Genomic DNA, 25,457 nt, shown 5'->3' on the forward strand with positions numbered 1-25,457 from the left:
ATAAGAGGGTAGAATTTATGAATAGCTATAAACTTTTAACACCAGGACCACTTACAACAACAAGTACAGTAAAGCAGGAAATGCTCATTGACCGCTGTACTTGGGATGATGATTATAAAGTAGTAACACAAAAAATCAGAACTGACCTTCTACAGTTGGCAGAAGTTTCACCAGAATTATATACTGCAGTGCTAATGCATGGTAGCGGAAGTTTTGGAGTCGAAGCTGTTCTGACTACAGCTATTGGTAAAGATGATAAGTGTTTAATAGTTACAAATGGAGCATATGGAGAAAGAATTGTTACTATGGCAAAGTATATAGGTATTAATTGTGAAGTTTACAGGTCTCCATATGATAGCTTACCGGAAATGAGTAGAGTGAGAGATATTCTTGATAAGCATAGTGATATAACGCATATAATTATGGTCCACTTAGAAACTACTACAGGTATATTAAATCCACTTGAAGAAATATCTAAGGTATCTAAGGAATATGGTAAGTCACTAATAATTGACGCAATGAGTAGCTTTGGTGGAATTCCAATAAACGTAACAGATCTAGGTATAGATTATTTAATAAGTAGTGCCAATAAGTGTATCCAAGGGGTACCGGGCTTCTGTTTTATAATTGCTAACATTAAAAAATTATCTGAATGCAAGGGAAACTCAAAAAGTCTATGCTTAGACCTTTATGATCAGGAAGAAAAAATGAAAAGCGATGGTAAATGGAGATTTACATCACCAACTCATGTAGTGGCAGCTTTTTCAAAGGCTCTTGATGAATTATTAGAAGAGGGTGGGGTTGATGCAAGATTTAGCAGGTACACAAAAAATAACCTTCTAATTAGAAAAGGTCTAATGGAAATTGGTATTAACTCATATATACAAGACAGTATTCAATCTCCAATTATAACAACCTTTCTTTTCCCAAACAGTGAATTTAACTTCATTATTTTTTATAAGTATCTAAAGCAAAGGGGATTTGTTATATATCCAGGCAAATTAACAGATGTGGAAACCTTTAGAATTGGTAATATTGGAGAAATATATGAAGAAGATATAAAAAAATTATGCAATATAATTAAGGGCTACATAGAAGGAGGTAGTGAGAATGAATAAAATAGAAGGCGTAATATTCGATTGGGCAGGAACTACCGTTGATTTTGGATGTTTTGCACCAGTAAATGCATTTATTGAAATATTTAAAGCCGCTGGCATAGAAGTTACTATGGAAGAGACAAGAATACCTATGGGGATACTTAAAAGGGAGCACATAAAAGCAATGCTTACAATGCCAAGGATTAAAACCCTATGGACAGTTAAATATGGAAAAGATTTTGATGAAAGTGATGTGGATTCACTATATTCAAGTTTTGAACCGCTACTTATGGATTCTCTTTCAAATTACACAGATCCCTTGCCAGAGGTTATAGATACAGTTAGATGGTTAAGAGAAAGTGGATTAAAGATTGGATCGACTACAGGATACACAAACTCCATGATGGGAATAGTAGTAAAGGAGGCAAAAAAAAAGGGCTATGAACCAGACTTTTGGATAACTCCAGATTCAACTAGTTCTATTGGTAGACCTTATCCCTTTATGATATTAAAAAATATAGAGGCTTTAAAAATTTCAGCAACTTTTAAAGTGATAAAGGTTGGTGATACAACCTCGGATATAAAAGAAGGATTAAATGCTGGTGTATGGTCTGTAGGCGTCGTTGTTGGTAGTTCTGAGATGGGACTTAGTTTTGAAGAATTTATTAATCTTTCAGAGAATGAAAAAAATGAAGCTATTGAAAATACTGAGAAGCGTTTTTTAGGTGTTGGAGCAGATTTTACTATTAAGACAATGAGTGAACTTCCACAGTTAGTTCAAAAGATTAATAGGCTCATTACAGAGGGAATACGACCTAATGCATAATGATATTGATTTAAACCGTGAAGGAGATGTTAATTTTAGTGATCATCGCAAAGCATGGATTAATTCTCTAGATTATAGTAGTAGGAAGCTTCTATGGGCAGATGAGGATATATTTATGAAACAATCTATGTCTACACCGTGTATGAATGCTATAGTGGATGCAGATGGGTGCTATATAGTAGATATGCAAGGAAGTAGCTACCTTGATTTTCATGGTAATAGTGTTCATCAGGTTGGTTATAAAAATACATATGTTATTGAGGCCGTTAAGAAACAGTTAGATGAATTACCCTTTATACCAAGAAGGTATACTGGAGATATTGTTGTAAAGGCAGCTAAAGCACTAGTAAATAAAACTATATCTAAGGATTATAAAGTGCTTTTCACTCCTTCTGGGAGCGCTGCTGTAGGATTAGCTCTTAAAATAGCTAGGAAAGCTACGGGTAAACATAATGTAATATCTATGTGGGAGTCCTTTCATGGAGCAGGTCTTGACGCTATATCCGTAGGAGGTGAATATGTTTTTAAAAAAGATATTGGTCCTCTTATGCCTGGGTGCATAAGAAGTATCCCCTATAATGGATATAGAAACCTAATCGGAAATATGTGTAGTCAAGACATTGCTAAGTTTTGCCTGGATTACATGGAATACATAATTGCGAATGAGGGAGATATAGGTGCAATATTATTAGAACCTATTAGAGCTACAGATACGCATATACCTCCCAAGAGTTATTTCAAAAGACTCAGGGAATTATGTGATAAAAACGGCATAATTCTAATCTTTGACGAAATCCCAACAGCACTTGGTAGAAGTGGAGAATTTTATGTGCATCAGAATTTTGGAGTAGAGCCTGACATACTTGTTCTTGGAAAGGGACTGGGTGGTGGAATAATTCCTCAAGCAGCTGTTCTTACAAAATCTAAGTATGATTGTGCTCGCGATGTTTCTCTTGGGCATTATACTCATGAAAAACCAGCAGTAGGATGTGCAGCAATCTGCGCTACAATCGAATATATTGATAAAAATCATCTTCTAGATAATTGTATAAAACAATCAGAATATGTAAAGGGAAAGGCCGATGTGCTGTATAATACTTATGAATGTATTGGTGATATAAGAATTTGCGGATTATTAATCACATTCGAATTTGTGAAAAATAGAGATTCAAAAGGTAAATATGAAGAACTTGTAGATAAAATATTGTACGAATCGCTACAACTAGGCCTATCTTTTAAAACAGCAGCAGGAAATTGCGTAACTTGGCATCCACCTCTAATAGTCACGAAGAAAGAAATTGATAGGGCTTTTAGTATTTTCGATAGGGCTATAAAATTTAGTTTAAACATATAAAAACCGTTATTTATAAAGGTATTTAAGGTTAAGAAATATATTCTTAACCTTATTTTAGTTAAAACCGAATATATTTATTCATATTATGGTATAATTATATTTGATTAGTAATAATATAGTGAGTAAAATAGCACTATCAAGTTTTTATATTGTGGAATTATACAGCTACTATCCTATGGGTGCATTGTAATTTTTGGTACAATGAAGGGTATAGAAGGCGATAAATGGGCCCACATACGATGATTTTATAAAAAACATATATCATAAAAAGAAAATTATTAGGAGCCTTAGTGGCATAGAAAAATAATAAATTAAATAAAAAGAGTGATGTTTATTTAACAGCGCTTTGAAATATAAATCTATTAAAATAATTAAAAGAAAGGATGAAAATGAAAGGTGGAAACGTGGAAACGTTAACGCAGATAAGTAAGTGAAGTTGCATCATATTTAAGAAAAATGAGGCGACTACTTACATATAATTAAAACAACGGAGAATCCGGCTTTTTAATTTTGACGTCACTGGTGAGTAAATAAAAATGAACTAGTCGAATTCATGAATAAACTAAAGCAATGGAACCGAATAAGGGAGGAAAATATTGAATAATAATTACAAAGGTAAAGGCAAAAACAAAATCAGAATTATCCCTCTAGGTGGACTTGGAGAAATTGGGAAAAACATTACAGTGGTAGAATATAAGGACGAAATTATTATTATAGATTGTGGAATTGCATTTCCAGATGCAGATATGTATGGAGTGGATTTAGTTATTCCAGATGTGAATTATCTTTTAGATAATAGAGATAAGGTAAAAGGAATATTTTTAACTCATGGTCATGAAGATCATATAGGAGCATTACCTTATGTTTTAAAACAAATTAATGTTCCAGTTTACGGAACGCAGTTAACACTAGGACTTGTAGAAAATAAGTTGCAGGAACATGGAATAATAGCAGATTGTACACTTAACGTAGTAAATGCTGGTGAAATTATAAAACTTGATAAACTCAGTGTAGAGTTTGTAAGAGTTGGTCACAGTATAGCAGATGCCTGCGCTATTGTTGTGCACACACCTATTGGGAGAGTTATACACACAGGTGACTTTAAAATAGATTACACTCCGATTGATGGAGAAGTTATAGATTTAGAGCGATTTGCAAAACTCGGTGGCCAGGGAGTACTTCTACTCATGATGGATAGTACTAATGTAGAACGAACTGGATTTACAATATCCGAAAAGGTAATTGGGGAATCACTAAATAAACTCTTTTACAAGGCTGAAGGTCGTGTTATAGTAGCATCCTTCGCATCAAATATTCATAGAATACAACAAATTGCAAATTCTTCAGTATTACACGGAAGAAAGATAGCTTTCAGTGGAAGAAGTATGGAAAGAATATCTGCAGTAGCTATGGAACTAGGATATTTGCATATACCACCAGAATTTATAATTACAATACCAGAGCTTCATAACTATCCTGATGATAAAGTAACAATAGTAACAACTGGTAGCCAAGGTGAACCTCTAGCTGCTCTTACAAGAATGGCAACAGGTACGCATAGGAGTATCCAAATACAAAAGGATGATTTCATTATTATATCGGCATCCCCTATCCCAGGAAATGAAAAGTTCATATACAAGGTTATAAATGAGCTATTCAAAAAGGGCGCTGAAGTGATATATAATACTACAGAAGAAATTCACGTTTCTGGGCATGCTTGTCAAGAGGAATTAAAACTAATGCATACACTGATTCGTCCTAAATATTTCATGCCAGTACATGGTGAATATAGACATTTAAAACAACATGCACAACTTGCAGAAAAATTAGGAATGAATCCTGAAAGAATTTTAATAGGAGAAACTGGACAGATATTAGAAGTATCTCCAAGTGAATGTAAACTAGCTGGAAGAGTACAAACAGGAGCTATAATGGTGGATGGACTCGGAGTAGGAGACGTTGGTAACATTGTACTTAGAGACAGAAAACATTTAGCAGAAGAGGGTATTCTTACTGTGGTAGTTACTATAGAAAGAGAAACTTATAGTATACTTGCAGGACCGGATATAATAACTAGAGGTTTTGTGTATATGAAAGAGTCCAATGAGCTTATTAGCGAAGCTAGAGACATTGTAAGAAAAGAGCTTGAGCAATGCTTAGATAATAAAGTTAAAGAGTGGGCAGTAATAAAAACTTGTATTAGGAATTCACTATCTCAGTTTTTATATGTAAAAACTAAGCGAAGACCTATAATTATACCAATAATAATGGAAATATAATAAAAAGCATGTATCGATACGATACATGCTTTTTTTTGCCATCCACGTGGCAAGTATAAATATATAATTACCGACATTATTAGCTAAATTATTGCAATTGAGTGTAATTTTATATATAATAAAACTACTAGATTAAAAATAATTGTGGGAGGCGAGGTTTGTATGAATAAATTAACTCTTGATAATATTAAAATAGAGGATTTAAAAAATCTCATAAATAATTTAAGAGATCTTTTAAATGAAATGTGCTGTACAGACCTAGGCAACCAGGGTGGAGAATAAAAACTGGATATCAGTAGACAATTGGATGTATTAATTGTTCAATATATGAACAAAATGTTGTAGTTGGTGCCACTAACATGGTAAGTAGTAAGCTGCTAATTGCAAGTGGTAAATATAATTGATATAATTATATATGTTAATAAAAATAAGTCTTTTTATGTTATTTAAAAATGAGTTATAGTTATAACATAAAGAAATATGTTTGCTTAGGGGGATTAATATGGATGTTTTTTTAGCGAGACAACCAATTCTTGATAAATACAATAGATTATTTGGATATGAATTACTATTTAGAAATAGTGAGCAAAATAGATATCAAAGTGAAGATGGTGATTTGGCAACCATAGATGTTATAAAAAATACTTTTATAAATATGGGTATTGAGAATGTGACAGGGCATAAAAAAGCATTTATAAATTTTACTGAGAACATATTAAAATCGGATATTTTTACAGTATTATCACCCAAATCAGTAATAATAGAAATACTGGAGGATATAAAGCCTACACAGGAAATATTAGAGTTGTGTAGAAATCTGAAGGCACAAGGGTATATTATAGCACTAGATGATTTTGTTTATTCTAGCCAATACACAAAACTTATAGAATTTGCAGATATTATTAAGGTGGATTTTCAAATAACTAAGGGATATGAAAGAAAAAGAGTAATTCAAAAGGTTAACTCGGAAAATATAGTGTTCATTGCAGAAAAAGTAGAAACTATTGAAGATTTCAATGAGGCTGTTGAATATGGATATACATACTTTCAAGGATACTATTTTAGCAAACCCTTAATATTGAAAGGAAAAAGAATATCAGAAAATAAAGATATTTACCTTGAAATATTGAAAGAAATTAATAGAGATAGCTGTAATATAGACAGCATAGAAAACCTAATAAAGAGGGATTTATCTTTATCTTTCAAACTGTTAAAACGAATAAATTCAGCTAATTATGCCTTTAGAAGTGAAATAAAATCAATAAATCAAGCACTGGCATTAATTGGAGAAAAAGAAGTAAAGCAATGGCTATATTTAGTAGCTTTTCAAACTTTAGCTGAGGATAAACCTGAAATTATAGTTATAAATTCTTTAACTAGGGCAAGGTTTTCTGAATTAATTGCTAGTGAAATTGGTACGGGAATAAACTCATTTAATGCTTATTTAATTGGGATGTTATCTATGATAGATTTACTTTTAGATAGGCCATTAGAGCAATTACTTCAAGAATTGCTACTGCCAACTGAAGTAAAAGATACTTTGAATGGAGTTAACAATAATAAATATACAAAATTATTCAGTTTAATTAAAGCATATGAAAAGGGACAATGGGACGCAGTATCAAAAATATCAAAACAGCTTAACTTAATTGAAAATTGTTTGCCAGACGCATACTACGAAGCTATTAATTATGCTAATGGGTAGCTAGTGCCCAGCGAATAGACACTTTTAGAAATAGCATTTTGACTTTATTCAAGTTAAATTATATATATAATAAATAATTAGTTAAAGACAGTGCAATAAGATAAAAAAATCTGTGCGCCTAAGTGGTATAAGGAGTGGTACTGTGGAAATTTTGGAAATAGTGAAAGAGAGATTGTCATTGTTTAAAAACCTATATGATAGTATAAGAATTGTAGATCCAATTAATAAAAAAGTTGTAAGTATTGGAGAGGCAAAAACAGAATTAGTAACAGATAATTGTTATGGATTATGTGGAAAAGATGCATACTGTAGTGACTGTATTTCCATGAGGGCCTTTATAGAAAATGATACTTTTGTTAAAGTGGAGTTTGTTAAGGGAAAACTTATACTTATTATTTCATCCCCAGTAACTATAGAAAGTAGTACATATATTGTAGAGATGATTAAGGATATATCCCAAACATCAAGCATAATGAAAAATGAAAAAAGCGATTATAACATTCAAAATTTAATAGAGGACATGAATGATGTGGCTATAAGGGATGAACTTACAGGAATATACAACAGAAGATATATTAATGAAAGACTTATGATAGATGTAAACGATAGCAATACACAAAACAAGCCCTTATGTGTAATTATGGCAGATTTAGATTTTTTTAAAGACGTGAATGATAATTATGGGCATGTTGTTGGGGATTGGGTGTTAAAAGATTTTGCAAAAATTATGTCAACTGCTATAAGGAGTAGTTCGGATTGGGTAGGAAGATATGGTGGAGAAGAGTTTCTAATAGTTCTAGGAAATACTGATGGGAATGAAGCATTTAATGTAATAGAAAAACTTAGGAAACGTGTAGAAGAAAACATTTTTATGTATGATGATATAAAAATTAAAATAACATCAAGTTTCGGAGCTTATACAATTCAAAATGTATACATTTCTATTGATGAACTTATTGGTAAAGCAGATAAAAATTTATACATAGCTAAAAATAGCGGGAGAAACAAAACAATCATTAACCTATAAAATACGGTAAGCTAAACTTTAAAGATAGTTTGGCTTACCGTATTTTTGAAAGCGTTATTTCTATTTTTCTCCGAATTTACTTTCTACAAGGGCTTTTAAAGCCTCAATAGCTGCAACCTCATCAGCGCCTTCAGCAACTATTTTAATTTCTTCATCTTTGGATAAACCTAAGCTCATTATGTTTATTATTGATTTGGCGTTAGCAACATCATCGCCGTGTAGAATAGTGATATTAGACTTAAATTTGTTTGCTGTTTTTACAAATATAGAAGCGGGTCTTGCATGTAGCCCTTGTTCATTTAATATTTTAATAACAATCTCCATTAATAAAACCTCCTAAAATAATTATATTTTATATTAAGCATTTCTAAATTTTATATTCACTCCAATTATAACATTGGTGCCACCCATGTGGCAAGTGACAAGTTACAAAATCGCCTGCACTTGCATGATTATTGAAATAAATTTACTTTTGTGATATATTTAATACAATATAGACAAAACTAACAAGTGAGGTAGATTGCGTTTAACATCTAGATCATTTGTAATATATCTATTACACGTAATCTAGATTAAGAGGAAGGTGACAAATATGGAAAACAATACCGTTTCATCAAATTTTATAAGAAATATCGTTGTTGAAGATTTGGAAACAGGAAAGCACAAGGAAATTATTACAAGATTTCCACCAGAACCAAACGGATATTTGCATATTGGGCATGCAAAATCAATTATTTTAAATTTTGAACTAGCAGATGCATTTAAGGGTAAGACAAACTTACGGTTTGATGATACTAACCCAGTTAAAGAAGATACAGAGTATGTTGAATCTATAAAAGAAGATGTGAAATGGCTTGGATATAAATGGGATGATTTATTTTTTGCATCAGACTATTTTGACGAGATGTATGATCGTGCTCTATTATTAATAAAAAAAGGTGATGCTTATGTTTGCGATTTAACTGCTGAGCAGATGAAAGAGTACAGAGGTACTTTAAGGGAACCAGGAAAAGAAAGTCCATACAAAAACAGAACTGTAGAAGAAAATATTGATTTATTTGACCGTATGAGAAAAGGTGAATTTGTCGACGGAGAAAAAGTTCTTCGAGCTAAAATTGATATGAGTTCTCCTAATGTAAATATGAGGGATCCAATAATTTATCGTATATCTCATTCAAACCATCATAATACAGGAGATACATGGTGTATTTATCCTATGTATGATTATGCTCATCCTATAGAGGATGCTATAGAAGGAATTACACATTCGATTTGTACACTAGAATTCGAAGATCATCGTCCACTATATGATTGGGTTGTAAACCACTGCGAAATGGAGAAAAAACCAAGGCAAATTGAGTTCGCAAGATTAAACATAACTAACACTGTAATGAGCAAAAGAAACCTTAAACAATTAGTAGATAATGGAGTTGTAGATGCTTGGGATGACCCGCGTATGCCAACTATAGCGGGTCTAAGACGTCGTGGATATACACCGGAATCAATACGTAATTTTTGCAGAGAAATTGGAGTGGCAAAAGCTAGCAGTATTGTAGATGGCCAAATGCTAGAACACTTTATAAGAGAAGATTTAAGCCCAAAAACACATAGAACTATGGCGATACTAAGACCACTTAAGGTAATTATTACAAACTACCCAGAAGCACAAGTGGAAATGCTTGAAATTGAGAACAATCAAGATGATGCATCAATGGGAACTCGTCAAGTATCATTCTCAAGAGAAATATATATAGAGCAAGAAGACTTTATGGAAATTCCGCCAAAGAAATACTTTAGATTGTTTCCTGGAAATGAAGTAAGACTTAAGGGAGCATATTTTATAAAATGTAATGACATTATTAAAGATTCAGAGGGGAATGTATTAGAACTTCACTGTACTTATGATAAAGAGACTAAGAGTGGTAGTGGATTTACAGGAAGAAAAGTTAAAGGAACAATTCACTGGGTAGATGCAATAAATGCATTGCCAGCAGAATTTAGATTATTTGAGCCACTAATATTAGACGAAGAAAAAAGTGAAGGAAAAACCTTCCTAGATCAGATAAATCCTAATTCCATTGAAATTTTACAGGGATTTATAGAACCAAATATGAAGGGGTCAAAACCACAAGATAAATTCCAATTCTTTAGACATGGATATTTCAATGTGGATTCTAGATACACAACGGAAGGTAAGCTAGTTTTTAACAGAATAGTATCACTAAAGAGCTCTTTTAAAATTTAAAAGTAAAAATAATAAACGCCAGTACAAAATTTTGTACTGGCGTTTATTATTATAGGAGTTTAGTTTCTATTTCATTTTTAATTCTTGCAATAAAGGAATCTAGTTCAATTGCACCTTCATCATCATTTTTACGGCTTCTAACAGAAACTTGATTTAGATTTTCTTCTTTCTCACCAACTATTAGAAGGAATGGAGCTCTTTCATTACGGGCTTCACGAATTTTGTATCCTATTTTTTCTGCCCTAAAGTCTCCCGAAGTTCTAATATTAGCTGCTTTAAGCTTTGCTACTACCGAATCTGCATAATCATGATATTTTTCAGAAATAGGTAATACTTTAACTTGAAGTGGTGCAAGCCAAGTTGGGAAAGCACCAGCATATTTTTCTATGAGTATTGCGAGTGTTCGCTCGTAGCAACCAATAGAAGTTCTATGGATAACATATGGACGTTTTTTAACTCCGTCTTTATCAACATAAGTCATGTCGAATCGTTCAGGTAGTGCGAAGTCAATTTGTACAGTGATTATAGTATCTTCTTTACCATGAACATTTTTGATTTGAAGATCAAGCTTAGGTCCGTAGAAAGCAGCTTCATCAATAGCTGTTACATAGTTTATTCCTAAGTGGTCTAATATTTCCTTCATCTTGGATTCAGTGTCTTCCCAAGCAGCAGGATTATCAATATACTTTTCTTTATTGTTTCGATCCCCTTTAGAGAATCTGTATGTGATATCATCTTGTAATCCTAATGTTTCCATGAAATATTTAGTTAAAGCTACAACATCCTTAAATTCTTGTTCTAATTGATCTGGTCTAACAACTAGATGACCTTCAGAAATAGTGAATTGACGTACTCTTATAAGACCGTGCATTTCACCTGAAGATTCATTTCTAAATAATGTTGAAGTTTCAGCGTATCTAATTGGAAGGTCACGATAACTCTTTTGATCTGCATTATAAATTGTAAATTGGAATGGACATGTCATTGGGCGAAGTGCCATAACTTCTGAGTCTTTAGATTCATCACCAAGGATAAACATTCCATCTTTATAATGATCCCAGTGCCCAGACATTTTATATAAATCACTCTTAGCCATAAGAGGAGTTTTAGTAATAACATAGCCTCTTTTTTCTTCCTCATCTTCAACAAAACGTTGTAATAACTGAATTACCCTTGCGCCATTAGGCATAAGAAGCGGTAAACCTTGACCTATAACATCAGAAGTTGTAAAGAATTTAAGTTCGCGTCCAAGTTTGTTATGGTCTCTTTTTTTAGCTTCTTCAACTCTTTCTAAATGAGCAACTAAATCGGATTTTTTTGTAAAGGCAGTTCCGTAGATACGGCTAAGCATTTTGTTTTTCTCGCTACCTCTCCAATAAGCTCCTGCAACTTGAGTTAATTTAAAGGCTTTAATATACTTTGTAGACATCAAATGTGGTCCTGCACAAAGATCTGTGAATTCTCCATGTTTGTAGAAGGAAATAATAGCATCCACAGGCAAATCTTCAATTAATGCAACTTTGAAACTTTCATCTAAATCTGTCATGAAAGCTATAGCTTCAGACCTAGGAAGTTCAAATCTTTCTATTTGTAAATCTTCTTTAACAATTTTCTTCATTTCTGCTTCTATTTTTATAATTTCCTCAGAAGAAAAAGAACCATCTTTATCAAAATCGTAGTAGAAGCCTCCATCTATAGCAGGTCCGATGGCAAGTTTAGTAGCTGGGAATAATCTTTTTACTGCTTGAGCTAAAATATGAGTAGCAGTGTGTCTAAAGGATTTTTGGCCTTCCTCGCTATCAAAAGTTAATATACTAAGCTCGCAGTCTTCAGTGATTTTCATACGTAAATCCACAGTTTTATCATTCAGCATACCGGCACAAGCAACTCTTGCAAGTCCCTCACTGATGTCTTTTGCAATTTCAAATACAGTTATTCCAGATTCATAGGCTTTCATTGAACCATCTTTTAGTGTAATATTTATCATATATATTGCTCCTTTCTAATTTTTTGCAAAACAAAAAACCCCATCCCAATTCTATTTATAGAAAAGGGACGAGATTATAATTTCCCGCGGTTCCACCCAAATTGTTTACAAAAATAAACCACTTAATAATTATAACGTAATTACCGGGCTTTGTTAAAGCCACTCAGAGGTAGTCTTCAGCTAGGTACATTTAAGAATATTTACAGCAATTCTATTCTCTCTCTGTAAATGTGCGTTAACTTACTCTTCTCTTCATAGTATTAAAATATTATATTAATATTAATTATAACGCATGTGGTAAAAATGTCAAGGGGATGAATAAATAATTAACCATAATGTAATTGTAAGCGAAATGTAAGTTAAAAAGAAAATCTAAAAAATATAAAAAATATTGTAAAAAACTATTAATAGAACTTGAGATAAGACGATAATTAAAGGTATTATGTAAAAGTTTGTGAATCGTTTTATAATAGGAGGGCTCGAGGTGAATGGCAAAAAAGTTGACTTAAATAAGACCGTAAACAGAGACTTAGAAAATGAAGATGAAATATTTAAAGCTGATTCATTTTTTCTAGATGATATGGGGCTTAAAAAAATCCCTCTTAAAGTAACGATAGGCTATGCTTTAATTGGTGGACTTTGGGTGTCATTCTCAGATAGAATTTTAAATAGTGTTGTCGAGAGTAAATCTCTAATGTCACGCATACAAACAATTAAGGGATGGGGTTATGTAGTTATATCATCCGTGATAATATATTTTTTGGTAAAAGAACTTAGCAAAAAAAGTAAGATATGGTCCCAGGAATTGAAGGAAAATTATCAGCAAATTCAAGCTACTCATGAGCAATTAATAGCTGCAGAAGAAGAGTTAAGGGCTCAATATGATGAACTTAATGAAAAACAAGCAATAATTGAAAAAAGTGAGGAAAGATATAAATTAGCTTTGGAAGGCTCTAACGACGCAATATGGGAAGTCGACCTTATGACTAAAGTGTTCTTTTCTTCAAATAAATTTAATGATATTACTGGATATGATAAAGATACTATAGTATCTTTAGACGACTTAATGAGTTTAGTGGTGGAAGAAGATAAAAAAATTGCATTAAGCGATTTCAAAAATCACGTTAGTGGTAAGACATTATATTACCAGAGTAAGGTGAAAATTATGTATAATGGTGGAGGAGAGAAATGGATTTTAATTAGAGGCAAGTGCCTAAGAAATAGAAAAGGCGTTGCAACTAAAATTTCAGGATCCGTTACAGATATATCAGCGCAAAAGAATTATGAGGAAAAAATTAATAAATTAGAATACTATGATATATTAACAGAAATACCTAATAGAAGATTATTTGTTAATACCCTTAAAAGCGAGATTATTAAGGCTAAAGGTAAACAAACTAGAATTGCCGTATTATTTATTGATTTAGATAATTTCAAAGAAATTAATGATACTTTAGGGCATGATTATGGAGATGAATTACTAAAAAATGTTGCAATATCTATTAAAGAATCCATTAAAAAAGGAGACCTTGTTTCAAGAGTAGGGGGCGACGAATTTTTTATTTTGATGAAGGATGTTCAGGATTATTCAGATATAAGCAATCTTTGTGAAAAACTACAAGACTTACTAAACTGTGAAATAAGTATAGAAAATAAGGATGTATATACTTCAGCAAGCATTGGTATTTCAGTATTTCCTCAAGATGGTAAGAGTAGCTCAGCACTTCTTAGAAGTGCTGATACCGCGATGTACAATGCTAAATACAATGGCAAATCGAAATATTGTTATTTCAACAAAAGCATGAGTGAAGAAGTAGTGAGACGTGTGGAAATAGAAAAGGGACTTAGGCTCGCATTAGAAAGGAATGAGCTTGAAATTTATTATCAACCACAGATAGATATTATAAACAATAAAGTAAAGGGATTTGAGGCACTTTTAAGATGGGAAAGTCCTGAGCTGGGCAAAGTTTCGCCAGTAGAATTTATACCTATTGCAGAACAAAGCGGACTAATAATTCCTATGGGTGAATGGATTATAAAAACAGTGTATATTCAAAACAATGCATGGAAAAATAAAGGATATATATATGATACTATTGCAATAAACTTATCTTCAATTCAACTAGAGAATGATGGATTTGAAGAAACCCTAAAAAAACTTATAGTAGAAACAAATGTTAATCCAAGGTTTGTGGAACTAGAAATTACAGAAAGTATTTTGCTTAAGAATTTTGAGAAAAGTGTAAAACTTCTTACTGTCATCAGAGACTTGGGTATAAATATTGCCTTAGATGACTTTGGAACGGGATATTCTTCTCTTAGTTATCTAAAGGAGTTACCTATAAATACCCTCAAAATAGACAAGTCCTTTATTGACAACATTGTTACCAATGAAAGAGAAAAAGCCATTGTAGATGGAATAATACAACTTGCACAGAAAATTGGATTGGATGTTATTGCAGAAGGGGCGGAAACGAAAGGACAAATCGATTTGCTGCAAAGTATGGGGTGCAATCAAATACAAGGATATTACTACAGCCAGCCTCTTCCGAGTTCTGAAATTGAGGAGAAGTTCTTAAAGACTAATTGGAGTGAGTGTTTAAGGTAAAATAGTGGGGAAAGAATGGGGACGGTTAATAACTTTAAGCTTTAGGCTAAAAAGTTGTTAACCGTCCCTTTGGTTGTGCCTTTGGTTGTGACATGAAAATCAAAGCTCTCTTTTTATTAAAGAATAAAAAAATATATAATTTAATAAAGTATATGTTAAACAAATTATATTTATGATATAATAATACATAAATGTAATAATAAGTAAAACAAAAAGAGGGGGAAGATTTACATGAAATCAAATAAAATCATACAATTTTATGGGAAGGAGGTTACTCTTAAAGATTTAGAACAAAAGGTTAAGAAAATTTGGAGGGAAGGAGGTAAGCTTCAAAAGGATATAAAATCAATGGAGATATACGTTAAAATTGATGAAAATAGATGCTACTATGTTATTAATGAAAATGTTTCGGGGAAATTTGAATTAACTGCTTAGGGTTCAAAATACTTATGAATCTTGGAATAACAAAGGAGATGTAAAAATGAGGAATGCCCTAAAAAATATGGCAGTAGTGATAACTTTAGTTTTTACTTTGAATGTAACGGTATTAGCCACTCCAACAAGTGGGATATTACAACCGCAGAAGGATTCATTAATTAAAGTTCAAACCGAAAGAGAAAAAATTGAAAAGAAAATAGAGCAATTTGACAATGAAATTGAAAAAAATATTATTAAAACAGAAGAAAATAAAGTTCAAATAACTCTAAATGAAAAGGCAATAAAAATCGCTATATTGGATATACAAAAGGTAGAAAACAAGGTAAAAAGTCAAGAAAAATTGTTTAATAGTAGAATGAGAACTATGTATATGAATGGAGCTGATGGCTATACCGAATTAATTCTCAGTTCAGAGGATTTTTCTGACCTAATATCAAGAATAGAAAATATAAGAACTATCATGAATTTTGATAAAAAAGTAATTAGTGAATTTAATGCAACTACTACTAAGCTAAATGAAACAAAGCTAAGTCTAAATAAGACAAAAGAAGTATTACTTAGCTTGCAAGATGAAAACAAGCAAAAGTTAGATAAAGTAGTGGCTTCTAAAGAGGCACAAAAGAAATTAATAACGCAGCTAAATAGCAAAGAAAATATTATTCCAGCTGAGATAGGGAGCACTGGCGTATCAATTAATAGATCATCGTATAAAATTGCACCTTCAAGAGGCGCGACTAATGTATCTCAAAGCTCTGTAATATCCTATGCGACGGCATTTCTGGGCACACCGTATTTATGGGCTGGAAGATCACCTTCTACAGGTTTTGATTGTTCAGGATTTACGCAATATGTGTACAAGCATTTTGGAGTATCAATAGGAAGGAGCACCGGTGATCAAGTAAGAAGTGGTGTAGGAGTATCTAAGGGTGATCTTTTGCCAGGAGATTTAGTTTTCTTTGGAAGCTCCAATAACCCTAGACATACAGGGATTTACATTGGGGATAATAAGTATATCCATTCTCCTCACACGGGAGATGTAATCAAAATTTCAGCCATGACAAGACAGGATTTTATAAGAGGTAGACGAGTAAGATAAAAAGTATATATATTGTATAAAGTATCCTGAATGAACTTTATACAATATATATACTTTGTTTTTATCTATCTAAGGGATTAACAATTTGGTAATTATGATATCATATAAATTTTCTTCATCTGTACCAACTAATATTTTCTTGCCTACCATAGCTATAGGACGAGACTTACATCGGTGGCACTTGCCAATACATTTTTTAGTTGATACCTTTATATTAGGATGAGTTTCAGTTATCATAGTAATGACAGCATCATTCCATTTATTTTTTTCGCAGAATGTAACTTTCACATTATCAACTCCTCATGATGTATTTTATGCTTGAGGTAAGGCGAAAATGCTTGGGGACGATTAAAAATTATTAGGGTTTAAATCAAAATGAAATGTTGGGGACGGTTAACAATTATTGCACTTAATCGAAATACTTTTAAAAAGGAGAAATTAAACGTGAGCAATATATTGATCATTGATGATGAAGAAAAAGTGTCAGAGAAAATAAAATTCAACTTAGTTACATTAGACTTAATGCTACCAAGTAAGGAAAGAGTTATGAATTTGGCGGTGTTTAAATTATGCAAAGCATAAGAAAAAGATTAAGTATTGTTTTGGTAGGTACTGCTATACTAGCACTCTTTATATCTACACTTTTTGTAAATATAACAATATCAAAAACCTTCGATAAGTATTTAGTCGAAATACAAAATAAGAGGAATACTAGGATAGTAAAATATTTAGAGGAAGTTTATAAAAAAGATGGTAAGTGGAATGAAGATACAGGAATAGAAATACTACATGAAGCTTATATGAGTAACTATTGCCTTACGCTTAGAGATGATAACAATAAAGTGGTGTGGGGAATGAATCCTATTGACATACTTAATAACACAAGCGATAATATGCACGCCGAAAATGAGGGAGTATATTCTACAAGTACCTCCGAAATAAAAGTTAACAATGAAATAATAGGTTACATAGAAATAGGGCAATACTCTTCAGTACTATTATCCAAAGAAGATGTAGATTTCAAAACCACGATAAATGAGAGCATTATTTTAAGTGTTGCGCTTTCAATTTTAATAACAATAATAATTAGTTTGTTTATTTCGAAGCAATTTTCTACTCCTCTTAAGGAAATTTCAAAGATATCAGTTTATCTCTCAAATGGAAATTATCGAGAAAAGGCAAGAGATAAGAGCAGCATTATAGAACTCGAAGACTTAAGAAAAAGCATCAATACCCTTGGGGAAAAGCTCCAGAATCATGATGAACTTAGAAAAAGATTGGTATCAGACATATCCCATGAAGTTAGAACTCCACTTAATATTCTTCAAAATAATTTTGAAGCGATGATTGATGGCATTATCAAAGTAGACAATGAAAGGTTAGCTTATCTCAATGAGGAAGTTATTAGATTTGGAAAGCTTATAGACAATCTAAATAATTTAAAAGAAGTAGAAGGCGAAGAATCACTGTTAAATATGGAACAAATATCTCTAAAAGATATAGTCGTATCGGTTGTAAAGGAATTTGAAATAATAGCAGAAAATAAGAATGTCAACATGACATTAAAATTTAGCGCCAGCAAACAATATAACATTTTAGGCGACAACGATAAAGTAAAGCAGGTAATTATTAATTTACTTTCAAATGCAGTTAAATTTACACCAAACGGAGGAAGAATTAATACTACTTTAGGAGAGATGGATGAAAAAGTGATACTCACGATAGAGGATACAGGAGTTGGAATTAAAGAGGAGGATATACCTTATATATTCGAAAGGCTGTATAGAGGGGACAGGAGTAGAAATGAAATGGAGGGCTCAGGAATAGGACTTACCATTGTACGAAATATATTAAACCTACATAAAGCCAGTATAGAAGTGGAAAGTAAAGAGGGTGTGGGCAGCAGGGTAGTGGTCGTCTTTAGAAGACGATGATAAAAACGGTTAAAATAAGAAGGGACGGTTAACAACTGTTTTACCTTTAGTGAATATTAGATTTTAAGTAGAGGGTATACCTTTCATTATTTAGTTCATGTATTCATAACTTATTTTAATTGTTTGTAGTGATTAATGGACAAGCCAATTTTATTATACAGAGGTTTGTCCAATTTTATTAAGTAAAAAAACAGATAAGGAACAAAGTGAAAAATTTTACTTATAACAATTGGTATTTACTATTACAACAAATAATTTTTAAGCGTAATATTCAATAAACTCATTAATAATATTTTCATACTTTTTTTCTGATAAAATTAATTCTACTCCAATGGTGCATAATTTCGATGTTCGAGCTTGTGTTATGTTTCCAAGTACGTTGCAGATATCGCTGGATTTAAAATTGCATAAACTTCTCATTAGAACAACGGTTAACGCCCGCGCTATTACAAGCTTTCTATTGTGTTTCATATGCAAAAGAATCTTTGATATACCCATCTTTATGGCTATAAATTCTATTATATTGTCACTTTTAAAATTCCGTAAAAGTATTTTCCTTTCACTTTTATAATCAGTTGTTTCATCTTCAAATTCAATTTCTTCTTTCCATTTTTCATCTGTGCATCCTAAAATATGATTACAGTAATTTTTTCTTGCTTTCTTAAGATTATCACCAAAAAAGTCCATAACAAAATCATAATCAACGATTCTGAAAGCATCTCGCTTTTTCCCAATATATATTCCTAAGCTAGAAAAAGTATATTCTTCAGGACAATCCTTAAATTCACCAATGTCTGTAGGATTATTATGTATATATAATGATACAGCCCTAAGGTACTTATCATTATCAACTATTTTGCTCTTAAATCTATCTTTAAAAAGAGGGCCTTGTCTTTTGTGTTTCTTATTAAAGTACATGGCATATGAAAAATTTATTCCATGCATGACTTTTGATATATCTGCACCATTTGCATCAATTAATAGATGTGCATGGTTATTCATAAGGCAGTACCCGTAAATTTTAACATTATAGAGAGTTTTATATTTCTTTATAAGGGATAAATACTTATTTTTATCTTCGCAATCCTTGAATAAATCTACCTCAGTTATGCTTTTGCACATAATATGAAATATAGCGTCGCCAGCTTTTAATCTTGCTTTTCTTGCCATTAATTATTACCTCTTTTCATTAGTTTTATTTCAATTCTTGCCTAGGTTTTGAGATGATATTCATATTTCTAGTCAATACATTAGTTCTATTACTTGTTAACCGTCCCCAGATTTTCCAGCTTACCCAAACTATTTATCTATAAATAAAAAAATACATTATTTTAAGGAAATGTAAGGTATAATGTAACTATAAGAATAAATTCAGAAATTGTAATTAAAGCACAATGATTAAAATGGCATGGCATATTAGTAATTAAATCTTAAGGAGAGCGATTTAGATGATGGAAGATAAAGATGTAGTACTCTTGCTAGCAGTGGTAATGGTTTTCTTTGCAACACTTTTTATAAGTAAACAGCAGGCGCTTGCTAGTTCAAGTGTTCCTACAATTTCTACATCTTTTAATATTGAGGCAACATCTCAAATCGTAGATGATGAAGCAGCTAAATCTAAGGCTGAAGCCGAAGTTGAACATCAGAAGTTATTAGTAGCAAAGCAAATTAAGATGGATGAGGATTTGAAAATCAAACAACAACTGGTTGATTTGGAAAAAAAAATTAAAGCATTCGTAGGTGATGATATAGATAAGTTCGGGATGGTTTACTACGACATAAAGTCTAAAAAATCCATCGAAATAAACGTGGACAACCTATTTCTAGCCGCTAGTACGGTAAAAGTACCTATAAATATGCTGGTTTATGATATGATTCAGGATAAAAAAATTGATATAAATGAAGAATTAAAATATAGAAAATTAGATTTTGAAGGTGGTGCAGGAAGACTTCAAGAAACGGATTTAAGTAAACCTATTCCGATTAAGGAACTAAGTGATTATTCAATAAGGTATTCGGACAATATAGCCATAAATATGCTTTTAAGAAAAGTAGGAAATAAGAACAGACATGCATATATTGAAAAAATTACGGGACATCCTTTAGTTCTTAAGGGGAATTACACTACACCAATGGATTCATTTAAAATATTAGAAAGATTATATTTAAATCCAGACAATAATGAATACTACAGCGGTCTCGTTGAGAATATGAAAAAAACAGAGTACCACGATAGAATAGACAAGTATATTCCAAATGAAATTGTAGCTCATAAAATTGGTAACTATGCTGGATACGTAAATGATATGGCCATTGTATATGATGAAGAGCCTTATATCCTTGCGGTTTTTACAAAAAACATGCCGGAGGCAGCAAAAAATATTGCACAAGTATCTAAAATCATATATGAGGACCTGCAATAATAGCAAAATTTCTTTAAAGATCAAAAATGCCTAAGTATAGAAATATACTTAGGCATTTTTAAATTTTAAGTAGCGATTTCAGCCTCAACCTCATAATATAAAGCAAAGGCGCATTAAAAGAAATAACAAGCCGGTAAGAGAGTATGTTTTGACTTGTTATTTACAATAATGGGCCTAAGGCCTTGCAAGGGATGGTGAAAAATGGAAAACCTATCATTAAGACTAACAGAGATAGCACTAGGGAAAAAAGTTCGAGTGGTAGAACTTCTTTCAAAAGGATTATCAAGACAGCGAATGCTGGATTTAGGAATAGTACCAAACACTATTATATATGTGCTTAGGCGCAGTCCCTTTGGAGATCCTACTGCATATCTCATAAGAGATACTTGTATCGCATTAAGAGATGATGAAGCTGAAAATATTATGGTAAAAGACTTATAGATTACGGCAAAACTTACCGATCCTTAATGAAAATATAAAAAATTTTAGAGGATCACCTTTGAAATTATTGGAGGAAGAAATAATGGGATTAACTCATAGTGCTAGCACCAAACAAGGGCTAAAGGATCTTTTTAATGTGGAAAAGTTAAAGGAAGAGGATTGTGTCATTGCTCTGGCGGGAAATCCCAATACAGGCAAGAGTACAGTTTTTAACTCACTAACCGGACTGCATCAGCATACAGGGAATTGGCCAGGTAAAACGGTTGTGAACTCTCAAGGTAAATATGCTCATAAAGGTAAGGACTTTGTAATTGTAGATTTACCAGGTACTTATTCGCTTCTTGCAAGTTCTGTAGAAGAAGTTGTGGCTAGAGACTTTATATGTTTTGGAAAGCCAGACGTAACAGTGGTGGTTTTGGATGCCACATGCATTGAGAGAAATTTAAACTTGCTTTTGCAGGTGTTAGAGATTACAGATAATGTGGTTGCGTGTGTAAATCTAATGGATGAGGCTAAAAGTAAAAATATAAAAATAGATATAGAAGGCCTACCAAAAGAACTTGGAATCCCGGTTATACCAACGACTGCAAGGAGTAATGTAGGCATGAATAATTTGAAAGACACCATATATAATTTGTGCCAAAATAAAATTGAAACTTGTCCAGTGCAAATTTTGTATCCAACAGAAATAACAGAGCAACTTCAGATACTTACCCCAATGCTAAGTTCAATTTTTATGAATAAAATTAATGCTAAATGGCTTGCTCTAAGACTTTTAGATGGAGATGACTCGCTTATAAATTCTATAAGTAAATTTTTGGGATATGATTTAAAAACATGAAAGAGTAAATTTGCCTCAGGTACCAATCGATAGGAAGGTGTAATTATTGAACTTAAAAGATGATGCAAAAATGAAGGAAGTTATAGAGAAATCTAAAAAATTTAGAGCAGAAAATGATGAAAATATACGAGACACCATTGTAGAATCCATCTATGAAAAAGCAGAAGATATAACAAAAAAAACTGTTGTGAAGGACACTGAGAGATTATTATCTCAGCAAAAAATCGATGATATAATAACCTCTAAAAGAACGGGTATACCCATAATGCTACTAATGCTAGCAGTGGTGTTCTGGCTTACAATACAGGGAGCAAATTACCCATCTGAGTTCTTAGCAAAATATTTGTTCTGGATAGAAGCAAAGCTTGGTTTATTATTTAGCTATATACAAGTTCCTCTATGGCTAAATAACCTTTTAGTACTAGGAGTATATCGAACCTTTGCCTGGGTAGTATCCGTAATGCTTCCGCCTATGGCAATATTCTTCCCCATATTTACTCTCCTCGAGGACGTTGGATATCTTCCTAGGATGTTTTAATTTAGACCATGCATTTAAAAAAGCCTGCTGTCATGGGAAACAGGCACTAACCATGTGTATGGGCTTTGGATGCAATGCTGCAGGGGTAATTGCTTGCAGAATAATAGAATCTCCAAGAGAGAGGCTAATAGCAATTGTAACCAATAATTTTGTGCCCTGCAACGGAAGATTTCCAACCCTTATAGCATTATCCATGGTATTTGTAGGAGTAAGTTTTTCAAAGACTAGTAGCTCTATAATAGCAGCATTAATGGTAGTACTTTTAGTACTTATAGGAATTGGAATTACCTTACTTACCTCCTACGCATTATCAAAAACAATACTAAAAGGAATGCCATCTAGTTTTACACTAGAGCTTCCACCCTATAGAAAACCGCAAATAGGCAGAGTGCTATATACCTCTATAATTGACAGAACCATGTTTGTTCTCGGCAGAGCAGTTGTAGTAGCTGTGCCTGCTGGTGCAATAACCTATATTTTATCAAATATAATGGTGGGAAATTTAAGCATATTATCTCATGCAGCAAACTTTCTAGCACCTTTTGCCAGTACCATAGGATTAGATGGATTCATATTGATAGCTTTTATCTTAGGATTCCCGGCAAACGAAATTGTACTACCTATTCTTTTGATGGCATACATGTCCAAAGGAAGTATGATTCAGTTTGAAAGCATAGGTAAGTTAAGGGAAATCTTGCTTAATAATGGTTGGACATACCTAACATTAATAAACACCATGTTATTCTCATTACTACATTTTCCTTGTGCCACAACAGTATGGACTATCAAAAAAGAAACCGGAAGTATAAAATGGACAATATTATCGGTAGTAATGCCGACAATAATTGCCATAGTAATCTGCTTTTGCACTACTCAAATTTACCGACTATTATGGTGAGAAAGTCAGGGCAAAGTCAGGGGACAACATGGGGACGGTTAATAACTTTTCGCTTAAGGCAAAACAGTTGTTAACCGTCCCCATTGATTCAGCTTCATTAATGACATTAGAAGTGCATATAAATAAATAAATAAAAAATATGAAATATTTAAAAATATACTCACAAAAATAAATTAGGAGGATTATCCGTCTCCAGTGGCATTAATGAAGCATAATACATTATATGATTAGAATTAAACAATGTTACAAATTATCAATATAAAGGAAAAAAATATATTTAATCATTTCAAATACATAGAAAATAATGTATAATAAATATAGATACATAGAAAGGTGTGAGATATAATGACTTATATGAAAAAGTATGAAGAATGGGTAAGTAACGAATCTTTTGATGAAAAGACCCGTGAAGAATTAAGGTCAATATCAGAGGACGATAAGGAAATTCAAGATAGATTTTACATGGACCTAGAGTTCGGAACTGCAGGATTACGTGGAAAATTAGGTGCGGGACTTAATAGGATGAATATATATATTATCTCAAGAGCAACTCAAGGGCTTGCAGATTACATTAAAGGATACGGACAAGAATATATGGATAGAGGCGTTGCTATAGCTTATGATTGTAGACACTTTTCAGAAGAATTCGCGACTACTGCAGCTCAGGTTTTAGCAGCAAACGGAGTAAAGGCTTATTTGTTTGAAGAATTAAGGCCTACACCAGAATTATCCTACGCAGTGAGAACACTAAATTGCGCATCAGGAATTGTAGTTACAGCAAGCCATAACCCTAAAGAATATAATGGATACAAAGTATATTGGGAAGATGGTGCTCAAATATTATCATCTACAGCAAAGGGGATAACGGATAAAATTCAATTGATTACAGACTTTAGTGCTATAAAACTTATGGACATGGGAGAAGCCAAAGAAAAAGGCTTAATAGTAATGCTTGGTAAAGAGATGGACGATGAGTATATGGGAAAAGTGAAGGGACTTAGCATAAGAGACAACGTAGATAAGGACATAAAAATTGTATATACCCCACTTAATGGCACGGGAAATATGCCTGTGCGTCGAGTATTAAAGGAAAGAGGCTTTACTAATATAATAGTAGTGCCAGAGCAAGAAAATCCAGATCCAGACTTTACTACAGTTGGATACCCAAACCCCGAGGATGTAAAAGCCTTTAAATATGCACAGGCTCTTGGGAAAAAAGAAGGGGCGGAATTATTAATAGCTACAGATCCAGATTGTGATAGACTTGCCATAATGGTTAGAGATAAAAATGGTGAATATGTTGCCTTTAACGGTAATCAAACAGGAGCTATATTAATAAAATATGTCATAGAAGGAATGAAGGAAAATGGTACACTTCCTAAAAATGCTGCTATAGTTAAATCCTTAGTAACAGGAGATTTAGGTAGAGCTATAGGAAAAAAATATGGCGTAGAAACTTTTGACGTACTAACAGGATTTAAAAATATTTGTGGCAAAATCAATGATTTCAAAAAAGACAATAGCTATGAATTTGTGTTTGGATATGAAGAGAGCATCGGTTACGTTGCTGGAACTTTCGTTCGTGATAAAGATGCAGTAATAGCTTCTATGCTTTTATGTGAAGCAGCTGGTTATTATAAGTCAAAGGGAAAGAATTTAATAGAAATATTAAATGGAATATATGAAGAGTTTGGATATTATAGAGAAAACTTAATATCAA

General features: G+C 32.3%; 18 protein-coding genes, 2 pseudogenes and 1 other annotated feature. Of the genes and pseudogenes, 16 read left to right on the plus strand and 4 right to left on the minus strand.

Annotation, left to right across the window (positions count from 1 at the left end):
* Positions 1-17: 17 nt before the first annotated feature.
* The 6 genes from phnW to ACJAX4_RS00955 all read left to right on the plus strand — a co-directional run bounded on the left by phnW (position 18) and on the right by ACJAX4_RS00955 (position 8,288).
* Complete coding sequence (gene phnW / locus ACJAX4_RS00930; protein WP_435787569.1) at positions 18-1,118, plus strand: 2-aminoethylphosphonate--pyruvate transaminase; 1,101 nt, start codon at positions 18-20, stop codon at positions 1,116-1,118.
* Positions 1,111-1,923, plus strand: coding sequence for a phosphonoacetaldehyde hydrolase (gene phnX / locus ACJAX4_RS00935; RefSeq protein WP_435787570.1), 813 nt, complete (start codon positions 1,111-1,113; stop codon positions 1,921-1,923). The genes phnW and phnX overlap by 8 nt, the downstream gene beginning before the upstream one ends.
* Entirely contained in the window at positions 1,916-3,277 is a 1,362-nt protein-coding gene (gene pbfA, locus ACJAX4_RS00940; RefSeq protein WP_435787571.1) for a (R)-1-hydroxy-2-aminoethylphosphonate ammonia-lyase, read from the plus strand. Before phnX ends, pbfA begins: the two co-directional genes overlap by 8 nt.
* Positions 3,278-3,873: 596 nt before the next feature.
* Positions 3,874-5,556 carry a ribonuclease J gene (locus ACJAX4_RS00945; RefSeq protein WP_435787572.1) on the plus strand — a complete coding sequence of 561 codons (1,683 nt, stop codon included), beginning with the start codon at positions 3,874-3,876 and terminating at the stop codon, positions 5,554-5,556.
* 502 nt (positions 5,557-6,058) lie between these two features.
* Complete coding sequence (locus ACJAX4_RS00950; RefSeq protein WP_435787573.1) at positions 6,059-7,261, plus strand: EAL and HDOD domain-containing protein; 1,203 nt, start codon at positions 6,059-6,061, stop codon at positions 7,259-7,261.
* Between the two features lie 142 nt (positions 7,262-7,403).
* Positions 7,404-8,288 (plus strand): GGDEF domain-containing protein, encoded by an 885-nt coding sequence (locus tag ACJAX4_RS00955; protein ID WP_435787574.1) that lies wholly within the window; start codon positions 7,404-7,406, stop codon positions 8,286-8,288.
* A 60-nt stretch (positions 8,289-8,348) separates the two neighbouring features.
* On the opposite strand, the gene ACJAX4_RS00960 is transcribed toward ACJAX4_RS00955, so the two are convergent.
* A complete protein-coding gene (locus ACJAX4_RS00960; protein ID WP_435787575.1) occupies positions 8,349-8,612 on the minus strand; it encodes an HPr family phosphocarrier protein in 264 nt (87 codons plus the stop codon).
* Positions 8,613-8,880: 268 nt separating this feature from the next.
* On the opposite strand from ACJAX4_RS00960, the gene ACJAX4_RS00965 reads away from it, so the two are divergent.
* Entirely contained in the window at positions 8,881-10,533 is a 1,653-nt protein-coding gene (locus ACJAX4_RS00965) for a glutamine--tRNA ligase/YqeY domain fusion protein (protein WP_435787576.1), read from the plus strand.
* Between the two features lie 49 nt (positions 10,534-10,582).
* Here ACJAX4_RS00965 and thrS read toward each other — a convergent pair whose 3' ends face one another.
* Positions 10,583-12,520 carry a threonine--tRNA ligase gene (gene thrS / locus ACJAX4_RS00970; protein ID WP_435787577.1) on the minus strand — a complete coding sequence of 646 codons (1,938 nt, stop codon included), beginning with the start codon at positions 12,518-12,520 and terminating at the stop codon, positions 10,583-10,585.
* Positions 12,521-12,581: 61 nt separating this feature from the next.
* Positions 12,582-12,785: a binding site (T-box leader), on the minus strand.
* A gap of 219 nt (positions 12,786-13,004) precedes the next feature.
* Here thrS and ACJAX4_RS00975 point away from each other — a divergent pair.
* The 3 genes and pseudogenes from ACJAX4_RS00975 to ACJAX4_RS00985 all read left to right on the plus strand — a co-directional run bounded on the left by ACJAX4_RS00975 (position 13,005) and on the right by ACJAX4_RS00985 (position 16,662).
* The gene (locus ACJAX4_RS00975) at positions 13,005-15,128 is read left to right on the plus strand and encodes an EAL domain-containing protein (RefSeq protein ID WP_435787578.1); all 2,124 of its coding nucleotides are present in this window, start codon (positions 13,005-13,007) and stop codon (positions 15,126-15,128) included.
* A 222-nt stretch (positions 15,129-15,350) separates the two neighbouring features.
* Positions 15,351-15,563: pseudogene (locus ACJAX4_RS00980) on the plus strand (DUF6465 family protein); the annotation flags it as partial.
* Between the two features lie 46 nt (positions 15,564-15,609).
* A complete protein-coding gene (locus ACJAX4_RS00985; RefSeq protein WP_435787579.1) occupies positions 15,610-16,662 on the plus strand; it encodes an NlpC/P60 family protein in 1,053 nt (350 codons plus the stop codon).
* Between the two features lie 69 nt (positions 16,663-16,731).
* On the opposite strand, the gene ACJAX4_RS00990 is transcribed toward ACJAX4_RS00985, so the two are convergent.
* Positions 16,732-16,950, minus strand: a complete 219-nt coding sequence (locus ACJAX4_RS00990) for a DUF1450 domain-containing protein (RefSeq protein WP_435787580.1) — start codon at positions 16,948-16,950, stop codon at positions 16,732-16,734.
* A 156-nt stretch (positions 16,951-17,106) separates the two neighbouring features.
* On the opposite strand from ACJAX4_RS00990, the gene ACJAX4_RS00995 reads away from it, so the two are divergent.
* Both ACJAX4_RS00995 and ACJAX4_RS01000 read left to right on the plus strand, forming a co-directional pair.
* On the plus strand, positions 17,107-17,244 hold the full coding sequence (locus ACJAX4_RS00995; RefSeq protein ID WP_435787581.1) for a hypothetical protein: 138 nt from the start codon (positions 17,107-17,109) through the stop codon (positions 17,242-17,244).
* Positions 17,232-18,596 carry a sensor histidine kinase gene (locus ACJAX4_RS01000; protein WP_435787582.1) on the plus strand — a complete coding sequence of 455 codons (1,365 nt, stop codon included), beginning with the start codon at positions 17,232-17,234 and terminating at the stop codon, positions 18,594-18,596. Before ACJAX4_RS00995 ends, ACJAX4_RS01000 begins: the two co-directional genes overlap by 13 nt.
* A 258-nt stretch (positions 18,597-18,854) precedes the next feature.
* Here ACJAX4_RS01000 and ACJAX4_RS01005 read toward each other — a convergent pair whose 3' ends face one another.
* On the minus strand, positions 18,855-19,766 hold the full coding sequence (locus ACJAX4_RS01005) for a transposase (RefSeq protein WP_435787583.1): 912 nt from the start codon (positions 19,764-19,766) through the stop codon (positions 18,855-18,857).
* 278 nt (positions 19,767-20,044) lie between these two features.
* Here ACJAX4_RS01005 and ACJAX4_RS01010 point away from each other — a divergent pair, with 278 nt between their 5' ends.
* From ACJAX4_RS01010 to ACJAX4_RS01025, 4 genes and pseudogenes are all read left to right on the plus strand, one after another.
* A complete protein-coding gene (locus ACJAX4_RS01010; protein ID WP_435787584.1) occupies positions 20,045-21,019 on the plus strand; it encodes a serine hydrolase in 975 nt (324 codons plus the stop codon).
* A 201-nt stretch (positions 21,020-21,220) separates the two neighbouring features.
* The gene (locus ACJAX4_RS01015; protein WP_435787585.1) at positions 21,221-21,460 is read left to right on the plus strand and encodes a FeoA family protein; all 240 of its coding nucleotides are present in this window, start codon (positions 21,221-21,223) and stop codon (positions 21,458-21,460) included.
* A gap of 82 nt (positions 21,461-21,542) precedes the next feature.
* Positions 21,543-23,737 (plus strand): annotated as a pseudogene (gene feoB / locus ACJAX4_RS01020) (ferrous iron transport protein B).
* Between the two features lie 345 nt (positions 23,738-24,082).
* On the plus strand, positions 24,083-25,457 hold a 1,375-nt coding region (locus tag ACJAX4_RS01025; protein ID WP_435787586.1), incomplete at its 3' end, for a phospho-sugar mutase.

Origin of the sequence: Clostridium sp., assembly GCF_051278035.1 — a bacterium.
GTDB lineage: Bacteria > Bacillota > Clostridia > Clostridiales > Clostridiaceae > Clostridium_AD.

What these genes read in the sequence shown, in the direction of transcription:
- ACJAX4_RS01005 (WP_435787583.1), bottom strand. Translation starts at nt 19,766, where the DNA reads ATGGCAAGAAAAGCAAGATTAAAAGCTGGCGACGCTATATTTCATATT.
- ACJAX4_RS00960 (WP_435787575.1), bottom strand. Translation starts at nt 8,612, where the DNA reads ATGGAGATTGTTATTAAAATATTAAATGAACAAGGGCTACATGCAAGA.
- ACJAX4_RS00965 (WP_435787576.1), top strand. Translation starts at nt 8,881, where the DNA reads ATGGAAAACAATACCGTTTCATCAAATTTTATAAGAAATATCGTTGTT.
- phnX (WP_435787570.1), top strand. Translation starts at nt 1,111, where the DNA reads ATGAATAAAATAGAAGGCGTAATATTCGATTGGGCAGGAACTACCGTT.
- ACJAX4_RS01015 (WP_435787585.1), top strand. Translation starts at nt 21,221, where the DNA reads ATGGAAAACCTATCATTAAGACTAACAGAGATAGCACTAGGGAAAAAA.
- ACJAX4_RS00985 (WP_435787579.1), top strand. Translation starts at nt 15,610, where the DNA reads ATGAGGAATGCCCTAAAAAATATGGCAGTAGTGATAACTTTAGTTTTT.
- ACJAX4_RS00950 (WP_435787573.1), top strand. Translation starts at nt 6,059, where the DNA reads ATGGATGTTTTTTTAGCGAGACAACCAATTCTTGATAAATACAATAGA.
- ACJAX4_RS01010 (WP_435787584.1), top strand. Translation starts at nt 20,045, where the DNA reads ATGATGGAAGATAAAGATGTAGTACTCTTGCTAGCAGTGGTAATGGTT.
- thrS (WP_435787577.1), bottom strand. Translation starts at nt 12,520, where the DNA reads ATGATAAATATTACACTAAAAGATGGTTCAATGAAAGCCTATGAATCT.
- ACJAX4_RS01000 (WP_435787582.1), top strand. Translation starts at nt 17,232, where the DNA reads ATGCAAAGCATAAGAAAAAGATTAAGTATTGTTTTGGTAGGTACTGCT.
- phnW (WP_435787569.1), top strand. Translation starts at nt 18, where the DNA reads ATGAATAGCTATAAACTTTTAACACCAGGACCACTTACAACAACAAGT.
- pbfA (WP_435787571.1), top strand. Translation starts at nt 1,916, where the DNA reads ATGCATAATGATATTGATTTAAACCGTGAAGGAGATGTTAATTTTAGT.